The organism is Streptomyces xiamenensis, from assembly GCF_000993785.3.
In the GTDB taxonomy this organism is placed as follows: domain Bacteria; phylum Actinomycetota; class Actinomycetes; order Streptomycetales; family Streptomycetaceae; genus Streptomyces; species Streptomyces xiamenensis.
In genome coordinates, this window is record NZ_CP009922.3 from 131177 (window position 1) to 146174 (window position 14998).

Below are 14998 nucleotides of genomic sequence, written 5' to 3' on the forward strand. Positions count from 1 at the left end.
CCTCGTGGGACGGTCGATTGCGAGATATTAGCACGATCGTTCGCACAGTTTTCTGGAGCGGCGACACCGCCGCAGCCCGGCCTCCCCGGGCCGGGCCCGCACCCGTCAGGGGGTCAGGTCGAGGGCCTCCCGGTCCCCGACTGCGGCCCCGTCGCGGCGCACCAGTTCGGCGTAGTGGCCCTGCAGAGCCAGTAGTTGGGCATGGGTGCCGCGCTCCGCGATCCGGCCGCCGTCCAGCACGACGATCTCGTCGGCATCGCGAATGGTGGACAGCCGGTGGGCGATGGTGATGGTGGTCCGGCCGGCCGACAGGGCGTCGATGGCCCGCTGGACCTCGCGTTCCGTCTTGGTGTCCAGCGCACTGGTGGCCTCGTCGAGCACCAGCACCGGAGGGTCGCGCAGGATGGTCCTGGCCAGGGCCAGACGCTGCTTCTCGCCGCCGGAGAACCGGTAGCCGCGCTCGCCGACCACGGTGTCGTAGCCCTGCGGGAGGGCCGCGATGTGGTCGTGGATGCGGGCCGTGCGGGCGGCGGTCTCGAGTTCCGCGTCGGTGGCGTCCGGCTTGGCGAAGCGCAGATTGTCGGCCACCGAGGCGTGGAAGAGGTAGGTCTCCTGGGAGACCACGCCGATCGCGCGGGCCAGGGAGGCGAAGTCCAGCTCCCGGACATCGATGCCGTCCAGCCGCACCGCGCCCGAGGTGACGTCGTACAGGCGGGGCAGCAGATAGCTCAGAGTGCTCTTGCCGGACCCGGTGGCACCGACGACCGCGAGCGAGGCGCCGGCCGGGACCGTCAGGTCGATACCACTGAGCGTGGGCGGGGCGGTGGGCTCGTACCCGAAGGACACCCCCTCCAGCCGGATCTCGCCCTTGGCGTGCCGCAGCTCCAGCGCGCCGGGGCGCTCGGTGATGTCCACGGGGAGATCGAGGTACTCGAAGATCCGCTGGAAGAGGGCGAGCGAGGCCTGGATGTCGACGCCGGTGGACAGCAGGGAGACAGCCGGGCGCAGCAGCCCTTGCTGGAGGCTGACGAAGGCCACCAGGGTGCCGATGGAGGGCGGGGTGCCGCCGAGTTGCAGCAGCACGCCGGCCGACCAGTAGAGCAGGGCGGGGATCGCCGCCATGATCATGCCGATGGTGGCCATCCGCCAGCGGCCGGCCATCGAGGCGCGGATCTCCAGGTCGGCCAGCCGGGTCGACTCCTCGGAGAAGTTTCGGGTCAGACCGGCGGAACGGCCCATGGTGCGGCCCAGCAGGATGCCGCTGACCGACAGGGACTCGGTGACCATCGCGGCCATGGTGGCCATCTGCTTCTGCCGCTGCGCGGTGATGCGTTTGCGCTCGCGGCCGACCCGGCGGGCGAGCCAGACGAAGAAGGGCAGCAGGGCCAGGGAGAGCAGGGTCAGGCGCCAGTCGAGGGCGAGCATGGCCACGAGGGTGGCGACAACGGCGGTGACGTTGGAGACCAGGGAGGTCGCGGTGGAGGTGACGGTGGCCTGCATGCCGCCGATGTCGTTGGCGATGCGGGACTGCACCTCGCCGGTGCGGGTCCGGGTGAAGAAGGCCAGCGGCATCTGCTGGAGCTTGGCGTAGACCTGGGTGCGCAGATCGTGCATGACGCGCTGGCCCACGGTGGTGGAGATGAGCGTCTGGAGCACGCCGAAGACGCTGCTCATCACGGCGGTGACGATCATGCCCAGGGCGAGCAGGGCGAGCAGCGTGGTGCGCTGCTGGGGCAGCGCGGTGTCGATGATCTCGCGGAGCAGGAACGGGGAGGCGACGGCCACCAGGGAGGAGGCGCCGACGAGCAGGGCGACGACGGCCAGGCGCGCCCGGTAGGGACGGAAGAGAGTGAGGATGCGGCGGATCTGAGCGGGTGACTGCGGGGCGGCCGGATCGCCGACCGGATCGCCGGTTCGCAGTACGGTGTCGTGCGGCATGTGCTCCTTCGGAGGGTGTCATGGGGGGACAGCCCTCAAGCCTACGGCGCGGCGGCACCGCCGGGCGGGGTGACGCCCGGCGGATGCCTCCGGTTCAGCCGACGCGCACGGCGTGCGGGGTGATCCGTACCAGACGCCGTGGGCCCTCCGTCCACTCCACCGTGATCTCGTGGACGGGCCCCGGGACGTCGGGATCGGTGGGGGTGGTCACCCGTACCCCGGCCTGTGCGGACAGCGGTGGGGGCGCGTCGTCGCCGGTCAGCCGGGCGAGGGCGATGAAGAGCCGGTCCTCGGGCGCCGTACCGGTGTGTCCGGTGAGGACGGGGAGCCGGGCCTCCGGGGTGAAGGCAGTGGGGAGTGCGGACAACGGGGGTTCGAGGGTGTAACCATGCACCGGGTGCAGCTCGGAGCGCAGCCCCTCCCCCACTGCCCAGCCGGTGTGGCGGACCGCCACTCCCGGCTCACTGTCGATCATCAGATGAATACGGGCCTCGGTGGCGCCGTGGGCCAGCACCACGGAGATCACCCGGTACCCGCCCGCCTCGTGGGCCGAGGCCGCCCAGCCCTCACCCGCGCCCAGCGGTTCGATCGCGGTACGGGGGGCGGGTTCGCCACCGACGAGCGGGCCGAAGTGGTTGTCGGCGGCCGGTCCGGTGCCACCCTGCGTGGGGCCCGTCACCGTGGAGTAGCCGAGCCGGGTGTAGTACGGGTCGTACCGGGCGTCCTCGCTGCCGTGATTGTGCAGCCGCACCACCCCGTCCGAGACGGTGGACTGCAGCAGCCAACCCGGCACCGGCAGCGGGGTGACGGCGTCGGACCGCTCGGCAGGGCCCTGCTCCTCGGTCGCCGTCCACACCGGGTGGCCGGTGGGCAGCAGCAGCCCGGCGAACGCCTTGCTCGCCCAGTACGGCGAGGCCGGCCCGGAGTAGCGCTGGAGCACCCCCCGGTAGGGCCCGTGCCAGCCGAGCGACAGCAGCCCCTGGGGGCTGACCGCACCCCGGTCCAGGAAGTAGCGCAGCGCACCGGAGGCCAGCCGGCGGGTCGTACCGGGTGCCAGCGGGGTGTGGCCGGTCAGTGCCCCCAGCCACAGCGGGGAGGTGGTGGCCATCCGGTAGGTGAGGGAGCGGCCCTGGTGCACGGGGGCCCCGTCACCGCCGAACAGCCGTGCGTAGTCGGCGAGGTGGGAGGCGAGCCGGCCGCCGTACCGGGCGAGGAGGGCGGCGTCGCCCGACTGCCAGGCGTGCAGCACCGGATAGAGATGCATGGCCCAGCCGTTGTAGTAGTCGAAGTGCCGCAGCGGGCCGTCGCTGTACCAGCCGTCGCCCCGGTACCAGGGCTCGATGCGGTCCAGGCCGCGGGCGACGGCGGCCTCGGCGGCCGCCGTCTCGATGCCGGCCTCGGCGAGGAAACCGCCCACGGTGACCGGGAACAGCTCCCAGTTGCACTCCCATGCCTCGGCGGTGAGCGCGTCCGACAGCCAGCGGGCGGCCCGTTCCCGTACCCCGGCGGGCAGTTCGTCCCACAGCCAGCGCCGGGTCAGGCGCAGTGCGAACGCGATGGAGGCGGCCTCCACCAGCGGCTGGCTGCGGTCGGTGATCAGCGGCCAGTCCTCCGGGCCGTCCCCGCCGGGCGCGCGGGTGCCGGCGGCCAGGCCGGTGGCATACCGCTCCAGGAAGCCGTGCGGGTCATCACCCCCCGAACCGGCCACCCGGAAGGCCGCCAGCAGGAAGGTCCGCGCGTACCCCTCCAGTCCGTCCGAGCGCGGCCCGGAACCGCTGGGCGGGCCGCCGGGCAGGTGGTAGAGCGCCCCTCCCCCGGTGGCGTACGGGGTGACCGCGTTCAGCAGGCCGTCTGCGACCGCCTCCCAGTGGGCACGGGTCCAGCCGGTGTGCGGGCTCAGCGCCCGGTCCTCGTCCGGAAGGGTGAAGGGGTGGTTGGCCATGCGTGTGCCGCCTGATCGCTCGGGGGCCGGTCCGCCGGGCACCCTATGCCAGGACAGCAAACGCTTTCCAGACCCCGGCCGGGACACTGGCCGGAAAGCGGCGGACATGCTAGTCAGACCCCATGCCTGCCCACTCCTCGTATGACGCCGTGATCGTCGGCGGTGGCCACAACGGTCTGGTCGCCGCCGCCTACCTCGCCCGCGCCGGGCGACGCGTACTGCTGCTGGAGCGCCTGGCGCACACCGGGGGCGCGGCGGTCTCCGCCACCGCCTTCCCGGGCGTGGCCGCCCGGCTGTCGCGGTACGCCTACCTGGTGAGCCTGCTGCCGGACCACATCGTGCGGGACCTGGGGCTGCGGCTGACCCCGGCCAAGCGTGAGTTCTCCTCGTACACGCCGGTGGTCCGCCAGGGGCGCGCCACCGGGCTGCTGGTCGGGGGCGGCACCGAGCGCACCCGTGAGGCGTTCGCCCGGCTGACCGGCTCGGACCGGGAGTTCGAGGCGTGGCAGGACTTCTACGCGATGACCCGGCGCCTGGCCGCGCGGGTCTTCCCCTCCCTCACCGAACCGCTGCCCACCCGAGCCGAACTGCGGGAGCGGGTGGGCGACGAGGCGGCCTGGGAGGCGGTGTTCGAGCGGCCGCTGGGCGAGACGATCGAGGAGCGGTTCGCGGACGACCTGGTGCGCGGGGTCGTGCTCACGGACGGTCTGATCGGCACCTTCGCCTCGGCCCACGACCCGTCGCTGCGGCAGAACCGTTGCTTCCTGTACCACGTGATCGGTGGCTCCACCGGCGACTGGGACGTTCCGGTGGGCGGTATGGGAGCGGTCACCGACGCGCTGGCGGCGTCGGCGCGGCGGGCCGGGGCGGAACTGGTGACCGGGCACGAGGTCACCGGCATCTCACCGGACGGCGGTCCCGGCGGGCGCGCGGAGGTGCGCTTCGCCGACGGGGAGGGGCGCGACGGCGCGGTGGGAGCGGAGCGGGTGCTGGTCAACGCGTCTCCGCAGGTGCTGGCACGGCTGCTGGGGGAGGCCGCGGGGCAGCCCTCCGAGCCCGTGGAGGGCGCGCAGCTGAAGGTGAACATGCTGCTGCGCCGGCTGCCCCGGCTGCGGGACGCCTCGGTCGACCCGCGGGACGCCTTCGCCGGGACGTTCCACGTGGCGGAGGGATACGCCCAGTTGGAGACGGCCTACCGGGAGGCGGTGGCCGGGACGGGGCCGGCGGCACCGCCGAGTGAGCTGTACTGCCACTCGCTGTCCGATCCCTCGATCCTCTCCCCCGAGCTGGCCGGGGCCGGGTACCAGACCCTGACCCTGTTCGGACTGCACACCCCGGCGCGGCTGTTCGCCGGGGGCGGGCAGAGCGAGGCGGAGGTACGGGACCGGCTGCTGGCGGCGGCGCTGGCGCAGCTGGACGAGCAGTTGGCGGAGCCGATCGCGGACTGTCTGGCGGTGGACGGGGAGGGCCGGCCCTGTCTGGAGGTGAAGACGCCGCTGGACCTGGAGCGCGACCTGTGGCTGCCGGGCGGAAACATCTTCCACGGGGATCTGGACTTCCCCTTCCGGGAGGGGGCGGACGGTGCGCGGGGGCCGGCGGACCGTTGGGGTGTGGGGACCGGGCACGAACGAGTCCTGGTGTGCGGTTCCGGCGCCGCCAGGGGCGGCGGGGTGAGCGGGATCCCGGGGCACAACGCGGCGATGGCGGCGCTGGGCCGGTAGGCGGGGGGCAGGTGGCGGGTGGGACGTGGTGTCCGGCCGGCCCCGGTACGGCGCGGGTCGAGGGAGCCTCCGCGCCGCCGGGGCCGGGGGGCGTGTCCGGGGCAGTGTCGCAGCCCCGGACACGCCCCCCTCATGCCGGGTGGATGGGCAGGGTGCGGCCCTCCCTGACGTACAGCGGGATGCGCTCCAGCGGGGCCGCCGCCCGCACCGTACCCCCGCCGTCGTGCACCGTGCCGTCGTGGGCGTCCCGCCAGCGGGTGCCGGCCGGCAGGTAAACGCTCCGTGCCCGGACGCCCGGCTCGGCGACGGGTGCCACCAGCAGATCGGGGCCCAGCAGGAACTGGTCCTCCACCTCCCAGGCGGCCGGGTCCTCGGGGAAGTCGTAGAACAGCGGGCGCATCGGCGGGGTGCCGGTGCGGTGGGCGATGTCCATCTGTTCCTGGACGTAGGGGCGCAGCCGCTCGCGCAGCAGCATCTGGTCACGGATCAGGGGGTAGACCGGGCCGTAGGACCATGGTTCGTTGGGCCCGCCGGTCATCGTCACGCCGAAGGGCTGGTTCGGGTCGCGGTCCCCGTGCAGCCGGAACAGCGGGCAGTGCACCCCGTACTGGAACCAGCGCACCATCAGTTCCTGGTAGTCGGGGTCCGCGGGGTCCCCGCCGTGGAAGCCGCCGATGTCGGTGGTCCACCAGGGGATGCCGCTGAGGGCGACGTTCAGTCCGGCGCGGATCTGGACGCGCAGCGAGTCGAAGGTGGCGGGGATGTCACCGGACCACAGGGCCGCCCCGTAACGCTGACTTCCGGCCCAGGCCGAACGGTTGAGGGTGACGATCTCCTCCTCACCCTCGGCGGTGAGCCCTTCGTGGAAGGCCCGGGCGTGTTCGCGCGGGTAGAGGTTTCCGGTCTGCCGGCCGCCGCCGATGGCGTACTCGGCGCGTTCCTGCAGGGGCGGGGCGATGTCGGGTTCGCAGGCGTCCAGCCAGAAGACGCTGATGCCGTGCCGGTGGTAGCCCTCGCGCACCGCGTCCCACAGCAGCCGCCGGGCGGCGGGGTCGGTGGGGTCAATGTAATGAGTGGGGGCGAAACCGCCCGGTGCGGGCCAGTTCTGGGTGAGCAGTCCGCCGTGCCGGTCGGCGACCAGGCCGCGGGTGGCGTGCAGTGCGTCGTGGTGGGTGCCCTCGGGGTGCACGGTGGGCCAGATGGAGACCATCAGCCGGACCCCGAGGGTCTCCAGTTCGGCGACCATGGCGGCCGGGTCGGGCCAGTCGACGGGGTCGAAGCTCCAGTCCCCCATCTGGCGCCAGTGGAAGAAGTCGCTGACGATGACCGACAGCGGCAGCTCACGGCGTGCGAACTCGCGTGCCACCTCCAGCAGTTCCTCCTGGGTGCGGTAGCGCAGCCGGGACTGCCAGAAGCCGGTGGCCCAGTACGGCAGCGGGGGCGGGTAGCCGGTGGCGGCGGCGTAGGAGGCCATCAGGTCGGTGGGGGTGTCGCCCGCGGTGACCCAGTAGTCGATCTGCTCGCTGCGCTCGGCCACCCAGCGGGTGGCGTCGTGGGCGAGCTCGACGCGGCCGAGGGCGGGGTTGTTCCACAGCAGCCCGTAGCCGCGGGAGGAGATCAGCAGCGGGATGCTGACCTCGGCGTTGCGCTGGGCGAGTTCGATGACCAGGCCCTTCTGGTCGAGCCGGCCGTGCAGATGCTGGCCGAGCCCGTAGAGCCGTTCGTCCGGGTGGGCGGCGAAGCGCTGTTCGAGGCGGTAGCCGCCGTCGCCGTGCGGGGTGTGGGTACGGGGCGGCGGCCAGCCCTTGTACGGTTCGGCGTCGGCCAGCAGTTCCTCGCCGGTGGCGGTGCGGGTGAAACGGAGCCGGCCCCGGGCGTCGAGGTGGGCGGTGATCCGGCCGTTGACGAGCCGGCCGCCGCCCGCGTCGGCCGGCTCGGTGTACGCGGTCCCGTTGTCGGAGGGCGGGGCGTCGAGGGCGCCGGGGGTGGCGGCGCGTATTCCGGCGGCTCCGGCGCGTACCCGCACGGCGTCGTTCCCCCAGGGCTCGACCCGGAGCACCTCCCCCGGCGAGAGCCGCTCCAGATGCCGTGGGTGGACGGTGACGGTGGTGCTCATACGTGCTGTCCTCCGGTGTGTGGGCCCTTCTGTGGATCATGGTGGCCCCGGAGGGAGGGGAGGGAAACCGCGTCGGCGGCGCCGAAACTTTCGGGTTCCGGCTCGGCCGACACCGATCCGCAGGTCCGCGCCGCGGTACGTCCGGAGACTGCCGTCGCACTCGATGTCGCCCGGGGCCGGGAGCGGTGCCGTGGGCCGTCCCCGTGACCGGGGCGGATGAGGAGAGGAGGGTGCGGTGGGTCAGCCGGGGAACCGATCGATGGCGGGGTGGAGCCACCGGCGGCCCGCGGTGAACGGGAAGTCGGGGTCGGCGTGGTGGCCGGGCCGGACCGGGTGGGTGCCGGTCACGCCGGTTCCCCGGCCGGGGCGGAAGGACCCTGGCGGGTCGTGGGCGGGGCGGTGGAGTCCCGGATGACCACGTGGGTGCCGAGCACCGCGTGCTGGGCGGCCGAGGAGACCTCCCCCGCGCGCAGGCCCAGCGCCAGGCGTACGGCGGTGCGGCCGACCTCCTCGTACGGCACGTGCACGGTGGTCAGCTGCGGGCGCAGGTCGGTGGCCGGGTCGACATCGTCGTAGCCGGTGAGCGAGACATCCTCGGGGACGCGCAGACCCCGGTCACCGAGTGCGGCCAGGGCGCCGGCGGCGACGGTGTCGGTGACGGCGCACACCGCGGTGAAGTCGCGGCCCTCGCGCAACCGGGCGGTCAGCTTCTCGTAGGCGTCGGCCCGGCTGAACTCGGTGGCGACGACGAGGGCCTCGTCGACCGCCACGGCGTGGTCGGCCAGGGCGCGGCGGTAGCCGGCGAGGCGGCCGGCAGCCGTGGTGGAGCCGTTGGCGGCGGCGCCCAGGAAGAGGACGCGCCGGTGACCCTGGGCCAGCAGCCGGCTGACCACGGCGTAGGCGCCGCCCTCGTTGTCGTACTCCACGACGGTGGCGGGGACATCGGGGCCCAGCGGAGGGCGTCCGCACAGCACCAGCCGGGACCCGGAGGCGTCCAGGGAGTGCGCGATGGCCGTCATCTGACCGCGGTAGGCGGCGTCATCGACCACTCCGCCGATGAGGATGACGGCACCGGCGCCCTGTTCGCGCATGGTGCGCACGACGGACAGTTCCCGTTCGGGGTCGCCCTGCGTGGTGCAGATCAGGCAGATCCTGCCGCGCCTGGCCGCTTCCTGCTCGACGCCGTGTGCGACCGAGGCGAAGGAGGCGCCGCGCACGTCGTTGAGGACGAAGGCGACGGTGGGGGTGCCGCGGCCGCGCAGCGCGCGGGCGTGGGTGTTGGCGACGTAGTCGAGGTCCTTGATGGCGCGCAGCACCCGCTGGCGGGTGCGCTGGGCGACCGGGTAGTTGTCGGCGAGGACGCGGGACACCGTGGCCATCGACACACCGGCCCGTAGCGCGACGTCGCGCAGCGTGGCCGGTGCTCCGCCGGCCGACGTCATGGCAGCGCTCCGCAGAAAGCGTTTCTCCTCATTCGGCGCAGTCTAACGGGAGGGGCCGGCACGCGACTTCGCCGCTTCACGCCCTTGACGTGCCCTTGGGCCGGTGTTCAGGCTGGGCAGACAACGTTTTCTGTCATGGGGAGCTGACCAGCACCAATGCCCAGCATCCACAACGGCGCGGCGCGGCCCGCCGCGCTGTTCGTCATGGACCCGGCCCATCTCCCCCGGCTCTTCCCCCCGGGTGTGCGCGAGCGGCTGTCGGGGGTGCTGCGGCTGCCGGACGATGCCGCGCCGCACCCGGTGCCGGCCGGTGGCATCGACCCGGCGGAGGTGGAGGTCCTGATCACCGGCTGGGGCTGTGCGCCGCTGACCGAGCCGGTGCTGTCGGGGCTGCCCCGGCTGCGCGCCGTGCTGCACGCGGCCGGTAGCGTCAAGCACCACATCACCGAGGCGTGCTGGGAGCGCGGCCTTTCGGTGTCCTCGGCCGCCGCCGCCAACGCGCTGCCGGTGGCGGAGTTCACGCTGGGCGCGATGTTGCTGAGCGGCAAGGACGCGCTGGGCACGGCGGCCAGGTACACGGCCGAACGCCGCCCGCCGGCGGCGGCACGTACCCACACCATGGGCAACTACCGGCGCCGGGTCGGCATCGTGGGCGCGTCCCGGATCGGGCGCCGGGTGATCGAACTGCTGCGCCCGTTCGACTTCGAGGTGGCGGTGCACGATCCGTATCTGCGGGCGGAGGAGGCGCGGGAGCTGGGTGTGGCCCCGCTGCCGCTGGACGAACTGTGCGCCGTCAGTACGGTGCTGAGCCTGCACGCCCCGGCCGTGCCCGCGACCCGGCGGCTGCTGGACGCCCGGCGGCTGGCACTGCTGCCGGACGGCGCCACCGTGATCAACACCGCGCGCGGGTCGCTGGTGGACCAGAACGCGCTGGAGGCGGAGTTGGTGTCCGGCCGGATATCGGCGGTGCTCGACGTGACCGAACCGGAGCCGCTGCCGGTGGACTCACCGCTGTTCGGACTGGAGAACGTCCTGCTCACGCCGCACATCGCCGGGGCGCTGGGCAATGAACTGGAGCGACTGGGCGAGGTGGTGGCGCAGGAGGCGGCAGCGCTGTGCGCGGGCCGGCCGCTGCGGCACCGGGTGCAGCGATCGGATCTGGACACGATCGCCTGAGCGCCGGTCCGGGCGGCAACCTCTGCCTCCCGGGCGGCGACGGACAGGCGGACGGGGCGTTCGGGCGACCGGGTTCGGCACGGCCGCGCGAACGCCGCCGTCCGTCACCCCTGTCCGTCGTTCCTCTCACACCAGGAGAGAGCATGTCCCCCCTGAGGTCTGGGCGCCGATGGCGCGCCACAGTGGTGATCGCGGTGGCCGCGGCCGCCACGGGTCTGGGTACGGCGCTGACGGCTCCCGCGACGGCGGCCGGCCTCGCACCGGCCGCCGTGCAGCCGGAGGTGACGCGGGAGAGCAGCGCGGCGCCGCAGGTGGCGACAGCGGGCCGGCGGGCGCCGTCGGACATCGGCACGGCGGCGGAGTGGAATCCCCCCGCGCACCTCGTCCAGCCGCTGAACGAGGTCTGGCAGCACGTGGAGCAGACCTACCCGGATCTGTACGGCTTCCGCAACTACGGCTGGGACCAGCTGATGGCCAACGGCGGTGGCTATCTCAACTACTGCGTGCGCTGGGAGTCCGACGCGCCGGTGAGCGCGCAGCTTCGGGACCAGGTGCACCGGGTCCTGCAGGAGCAGTCGGACAAGTGGTACGACCAGTTGCGCGGCTTCGACGGGTTCCCGCAGGCGCGGGTGCAGATCAATGTGGTCGGCTGGGCCACGGCCAACCGGTCGACGTTCCAGTGGGACGACAACTCCGTGGATCTGTACATCGGCAATCCGGACGGCGGCGGGGCACCGCAGTGTGCTCCGGAGTGCGGGCGCTTCTTCAACCAGAACGGCAGCTACCCGCGGTGTCCCGGCGGGGTGGCACGCCACTACGACCAGTCGCTGTGGCTGACGGACGGCTTCGGCGGCGGGGCCGGCGGGGACTGGGGCCAGCGGATCGGCCGGGAGTATTTCGTCGGCGCGATGAACCAGCCCGACATCCACATCCTGCTGCACGAGATCGGGCACACGCTCGGGCTGGACGACTTCTACGACTGGACGCCGACAGGGGTTCCGAACTTCTTGATGAAGGCGGGTTCGGCGAGCCGGGTGACGGAGTTCGACGTGTGGATGGCGCGTGACTTCTGGCGGCACATGAAGGACCGCTACAACGTCCAGGTTGTCTGAGCCACGCGCGCCACGGGGGCGGGTGGTGCCGGTGAGGCCCGGCCCTCCCCCGCCCGTACGGCGGCGCGCCGGATCCGCACCCCGGTCCGCACATTGGTCTGGACATGACGCATCGCCCGGCGCTACCGTCGGAGTTGGTCTAGACCGCAGCACTCGCACCCGTGCACGGAGCTCTCCACCCCCCACATCTCCGGGAGCGAAGCATGCGCAGAAAGATCACCGCCGCCGCCACGGGGCTCGGGCTCGCCGCGATCACGGTGCTCGGCACCGGCGGCACCGCCCACGCCCACGGCTACAGCACCGCACCGACCAGCCGTCAGTCGTTCTGCGCCCAGGGCGCGGTCAGCAACTGCGGCGAGATCCAGTGGGAGCCGCAGAGCGTCGAGGGCCCCAAGGGCTTCCCGCAGGGCGGCCCCGCCGACGGACAGATCTGTGCCGGCGGCAACGCGCGGTTCGCCCAGCTGGACGATCCGCGTGGTGGCAGCTGGCCGGCCACCCGGCTGACGCCGGGTCAGGGCTACACCTTCAGCTGGACCTTCACGGTCACGCACAGCACCAGCGACTTCCGCTACTACATCACCCGCGACGGATACAACCCCAGCCGGCCACTGACCCGGGCCGACCTGGAACCGCAGCCGTTCATGACCGTGCCGCTGGGCGGCCGGCACCCGGCCGCCAACGAGCAGCACCAGGGCACCGTGCCCACCCAGAAGTCGGGACGCCACATGATCCTCGCGGTCTGGGACGTCGCCGACACTCCGAACGCCTTCTACTCCTGCGCGGACGTGGACCTGTGAGGCGAGCGGTGACCGGTCGCTGACCGGTCCACCTCCGCGCCCTCCCCCACCGACCGCCGCTGCCGCCGGGTGCCACGCGATGACACCCCGGCGGCAGCGGCCACCAGTCGACACGACGAAAGGCGCCTCGCGGGCGCCGCCACGCACAGCGTGATCCACCCGCGAGCCGGGACCGTTCGGTGGCTGCCGGCCCACCACGTCGAACGGAGCGTCCCTCGGTGACGGCGCACGGGACTCCGCGGCACCACGCGTACCCGACCCGGATCGCGGCAGCGCCCGGCGGGGGAAACCGCCGCGCTGTGGGCCGTGAACAGCCCCAGGACCCGGTGCGTCGCGCCGCCCGTGGGCGGCGGCGCGATGCTCCGGGCCGGGGATGGAGCGGGCGCGGGAGGAGGCCGTCACCCACTCCCCGCGCGCCCGCGGTCCCTCATCGCAGCCAGGGGTGGCGGGCGACCAGCGGCAGCCGGGCCCAGGTGCCGCCGAGCCCCCAGGTCCGGCCGGCCGAGCACAGCGCGAGCACGACCAGAACGGCGATGTAGACGACATGCTGGTCCACCAGCGGGTTCGGGGACATGCTCGGCGAACCGTCCGACAGATGCCGGGCCGGCGGCCACTCGGCCACCCACAGCGTCAGCAGCATCAGGCCACCCGCCAGCGCGGTGATCCGCAGCGCGACCCCGGCCACCAGCGCTAACCCCACCCCGAGCATGCCTGCCATGTAGGCCCAGTCGACCCAGACCTGCCCGGCCCAGGAGTGGAAGACGGACTCCAGCGGCCCGGAACTGACGCTGAGCAGATAGCCGCGGGCCGGCGAGCCGCCGTTCAGCCAGGAGTTCTGCGAGGCGGTCGCGTAGCCGAGGCCGAAGGTCTTGTCGATGAAGGCCCACAGGAAGATGACGCCGGTCGCGATCCGCAGCGCGGCCAGCGCGCGGCGGACCGTGAGCGGCAGCGGGTCGGCCGGTGGTGAGGAGGAGTGCCGGGAGGTGCGGACGGAAGGATCCGCGGTGATGGGGGATGGCATGGCGAGAGGCCCTTCTCGGTCATGGTCGTGGCGGGGGTGGCCGTCGGCCGGGGCTCGTGAACAGCGTCGGAGCCCTCCGTGCCTGGGAGCGCTCCCAGCTGACGGCGCACTACTGGCACATCATGCGGAGCGGCGCCGCGTCCGCCCCGGACGCCACCCGGCTGGAGGCGGTGGTCGTCCGGGGCGAGGTCCGCTTCGGTCCCTGCCGTCCCTGACAGGACCGGAGCGGCGCGGCACCCGCGACCCGCCGGGGCTCCCCCGTACAGGGGTCCGGAGCGGCGGCACGACGGCGGGCGCGGAGGTCGGTGGGCGGTACGGCGGCCGCACGTATCGCGGCGCGGCCGTGTCGGCGGGGGCCGGGGCTACAGCCCTTCGGCCCGGCTTCGGCGGTTGAACGCGCTGCGCCGGTTGGCCTCGCGGAGCCGGGCCCGCAGCAGCGGGCGGTGGTCCGGGGGCGGCCGGACGGCCGGGCGCTCACAGGGAATCCGGGGCACCGGCCCGGTGATCACGGGACGGCCCCGGGGGGCAGAGTGCGGCGTGACGTGGGGGATGGCATGGCTGCGGCCCTTCTCCATCGTGCGCGGCGAGCTGAACCACCGCTGAGTGGGAGCGCGCCACGCGACCCGGATGGGAGCGCTCCCACTCAGTGGGGATGCCCCTCATGGTGGGAGCACGGGTGTTCTGCGTCAACACCTCGCGCATTACTTTTATGAAGGGGAATCAGCCCGCCGGACGCGGATCGGGGGGTGCCGGCTTCGCATTGCGCAGCCGGATACCGCTGAATCCCAGACCCGCGGCGGTCACCGCCCTCCAGTACGGCCACAGGTTGTCGAGGACCCGCAGCTGGATCGCGGCCGCCCGGTGAAGCTCCAGCAGGTCCCCCACCGGCTCCGCCGGCCCCAGGGGCTCCACCGTGACGGTGGCGACGTGGGCGTGCGGCACCGGCTGCCCGAAGGGCCGGAAGACGGCGGCGGGCAACCGGTACGCGTACAGCCGGGTGGTGCGCATCCGCTCCAGCCAGTCGTACTCGATGGCGTGCACGCGTTCCCCGCCACCCGGGCCGATCAACCGCTCCCGGTCCTCCATGGTGGCGCCGGGCACCGTCCAGACCATGGCGCGCGGGCACTGGCGGGGGAACCAGTAGTCGGGGGCCCGGGCCGCGTCCACGGCCCACACGTACGGCTGCGGCTGCCGGGCGGTGCGGGCCACATGGGGTACGAAACGGGCGATGGTGGGGTCCTCGGAGAAATGCAGCACCTCACCGGGATCGGGACGCATCCGTGCGGGCCGGGTCTAGGAGGGCTGCGGATACGGGTCCCGGTCGCGCAGACCGAGGCGCCGGTGCTCGATGTGGTAAACGGCCTCGTCCAGCAGTTGCGCCACGTGATGGTCGTGCAGGCTGTAGACGATCCGGCGGCCCTGCCGGCTGCCGCTGACCAGGCTCAGGGTGCGCAGCAGCCGCAACTGGTGGGAAACGGCGGACTGTTCCATGCCGACCGCCGCCGCGAGTTCGGTGACCGGCAGCGGTCCCTCCCGCAGCCGGGCGAGGATCAGCAGCCGGGAGGGAGTGGCCAGCGCCTGGAGGGTCGCGGCCACGGATGCGGCGCTCTCCGCGTCCAGTTTGGCGGCCGGGGGGTCCCGGCGGTCGGCTCCATGTCCCATCCCCGCATGGTACGTGCCGGGCCCGGTGGTCCGGGAGAGCGGCCGTCGGGGAGAAAGCATTTCCGGGGGAT

General features: G+C 73.3%; 12 protein-coding genes. 5 read left to right on the forward strand and 7 right to left on the reverse strand.

The features are described from left to right. Positions 1 to 105: 105 nt before the first annotated feature. Together SXIM_RS00575 and SXIM_RS00580 are read right to left on the reverse strand one after the other, a co-directional pair. The gene (locus tag SXIM_RS00575; RefSeq protein WP_030738543.1) at positions 106 to 1938 is read right to left on the reverse strand and encodes an ABC transporter ATP-binding protein; all 1833 of its coding nucleotides are present in this window, start codon (positions 1936 to 1938) and stop codon (positions 106 to 108) included. A 94-nt stretch (positions 1939 to 2032) separates the two neighbouring features. Further along, complete coding sequence (locus tag SXIM_RS00580; protein WP_046722621.1) at positions 2033 to 3880, reverse strand: DUF2264 domain-containing protein; 1848 nt, start codon at positions 3878 to 3880, stop codon at positions 2033 to 2035. 122 nt (positions 3881 to 4002) lie between these two features. Here SXIM_RS00580 and SXIM_RS00585 point away from each other — a divergent pair, with 122 nt between their 5' ends. Then, positions 4003 to 5601 (forward strand): phytoene desaturase family protein, encoded by a 1599-nt coding sequence (locus SXIM_RS00585; RefSeq protein WP_046722623.1) that lies wholly within the window; start codon positions 4003 to 4005, stop codon positions 5599 to 5601. A gap of 130 nt (positions 5602 to 5731) precedes the next feature. Here SXIM_RS00585 and SXIM_RS00590 read toward each other — a convergent pair whose 3' ends face one another. Together SXIM_RS00590 and SXIM_RS00595 are read right to left on the reverse strand one after the other, a co-directional pair. Continuing rightward, on the reverse strand, positions 5732 to 7717 hold the full coding sequence (locus tag SXIM_RS00590; protein WP_046722625.1) for a glycoside hydrolase family 31 protein: 1986 nt from the start codon (positions 7715 to 7717) through the stop codon (positions 5732 to 5734). 344 nt (positions 7718 to 8061) lie between these two features. Next, positions 8062 to 9159: a LacI family DNA-binding transcriptional regulator gene (locus SXIM_RS00595; RefSeq protein WP_030738535.1), complete on the reverse strand. Its 1098-nt coding sequence runs from the start codon at positions 9157 to 9159 to the stop codon at positions 8062 to 8064. 156 nt (positions 9160 to 9315) lie between these two features. On the opposite strand from SXIM_RS00595, the gene SXIM_RS00600 reads away from it, so the two are divergent. The 3 genes from SXIM_RS00600 (at position 9316) to SXIM_RS00610 (ending at position 12244) form a co-directional block, all read left to right on the forward strand. Next, positions 9316 to 10335, forward strand: coding sequence for a hydroxyacid dehydrogenase (locus SXIM_RS00600; RefSeq protein ID WP_030738532.1), 1020 nt, complete (start codon positions 9316 to 9318; stop codon positions 10333 to 10335). A 143-nt stretch (positions 10336 to 10478) separates the two neighbouring features. Next, positions 10479 to 11447 (forward strand): hypothetical protein, encoded by a 969-nt coding sequence (locus SXIM_RS00605; protein WP_030738530.1) that lies wholly within the window; start codon positions 10479 to 10481, stop codon positions 11445 to 11447. Positions 11448 to 11650: 203 nt separating this feature from the next. Then, positions 11651 to 12244 (forward strand): lytic polysaccharide monooxygenase auxiliary activity family 9 protein, encoded by a 594-nt coding sequence (locus SXIM_RS00610; protein WP_030738528.1) that lies wholly within the window; start codon positions 11651 to 11653, stop codon positions 12242 to 12244. Positions 12245 to 12671: 427 nt separating this feature from the next. On the opposite strand, the gene SXIM_RS00615 is transcribed toward SXIM_RS00610, so the two are convergent. Then, positions 12672 to 13265 (reverse strand): membrane protein, encoded by a 594-nt coding sequence (locus SXIM_RS00615; protein ID WP_030738527.1) that lies wholly within the window; start codon positions 13263 to 13265, stop codon positions 12672 to 12674. 56 nt (positions 13266 to 13321) lie between these two features. On the opposite strand from SXIM_RS00615, the gene SXIM_RS27170 reads away from it, so the two are divergent. Continuing rightward, positions 13322 to 13480, forward strand: a complete 159-nt coding sequence (locus SXIM_RS27170; RefSeq protein WP_168222735.1) for a hypothetical protein — start codon at positions 13322 to 13324, stop codon at positions 13478 to 13480. A gap of 505 nt (positions 13481 to 13985) precedes the next feature. Here SXIM_RS27170 and SXIM_RS00620 read toward each other — a convergent pair. Continuing rightward, entirely contained in the window at positions 13986 to 14543 is a 558-nt protein-coding gene (locus SXIM_RS00620; RefSeq protein WP_046722628.1) for a DUF6886 family protein, read from the reverse strand. A gap of 15 nt (positions 14544 to 14558) precedes the next feature. Continuing rightward, the gene (locus SXIM_RS00625; protein WP_030738523.1) at positions 14559 to 14927 is read right to left on the reverse strand and encodes an ArsR/SmtB family transcription factor; all 369 of its coding nucleotides are present in this window, start codon (positions 14925 to 14927) and stop codon (positions 14559 to 14561) included. Between the last annotated feature and the right edge of the window lie 71 nt (positions 14928 to 14998).

Coding starts and splice junctions, on each gene's coding strand:
- SXIM_RS00575 (WP_030738543.1), bottom strand. CDS start 1,938: ATGCCGCACGACACCGTACTGCGAACCGGCGATCCGGTCGGCGATCCG.
- SXIM_RS00580 (WP_046722621.1), bottom strand. CDS start 3,880: ATGGCCAACCACCCCTTCACCCTTCCGGACGAGGACCGGGCGCTGAGC.
- SXIM_RS00585 (WP_046722623.1), top strand. CDS start 4,003: ATGCCTGCCCACTCCTCGTATGACGCCGTGATCGTCGGCGGTGGCCAC.
- SXIM_RS00590 (WP_046722625.1), bottom strand. CDS start 7,717: ATGAGCACCACCGTCACCGTCCACCCACGGCATCTGGAGCGGCTCTCG.
- SXIM_RS00595 (WP_030738535.1), bottom strand. CDS start 9,159: ATGACGTCGGCCGGCGGAGCACCGGCCACGCTGCGCGACGTCGCGCTA.
- SXIM_RS00600 (WP_030738532.1), top strand. CDS start 9,316: ATGCCCAGCATCCACAACGGCGCGGCGCGGCCCGCCGCGCTGTTCGTC.
- SXIM_RS00605 (WP_030738530.1), top strand. CDS start 10,479: ATGTCCCCCCTGAGGTCTGGGCGCCGATGGCGCGCCACAGTGGTGATC.
- SXIM_RS00610 (WP_030738528.1), top strand. CDS start 11,651: ATGCGCAGAAAGATCACCGCCGCCGCCACGGGGCTCGGGCTCGCCGCG.
- SXIM_RS00615 (WP_030738527.1), bottom strand. CDS start 13,265: ATGCCATCCCCCATCACCGCGGATCCTTCCGTCCGCACCTCCCGGCAC.
- SXIM_RS00620 (WP_046722628.1), bottom strand. CDS start 14,543: ATGCGTCCCGATCCCGGTGAGGTGCTGCATTTCTCCGAGGACCCCACC.
- SXIM_RS00625 (WP_030738523.1), bottom strand. CDS start 14,927: ATGGGACATGGAGCCGACCGCCGGGACCCCCCGGCCGCCAAACTGGAC.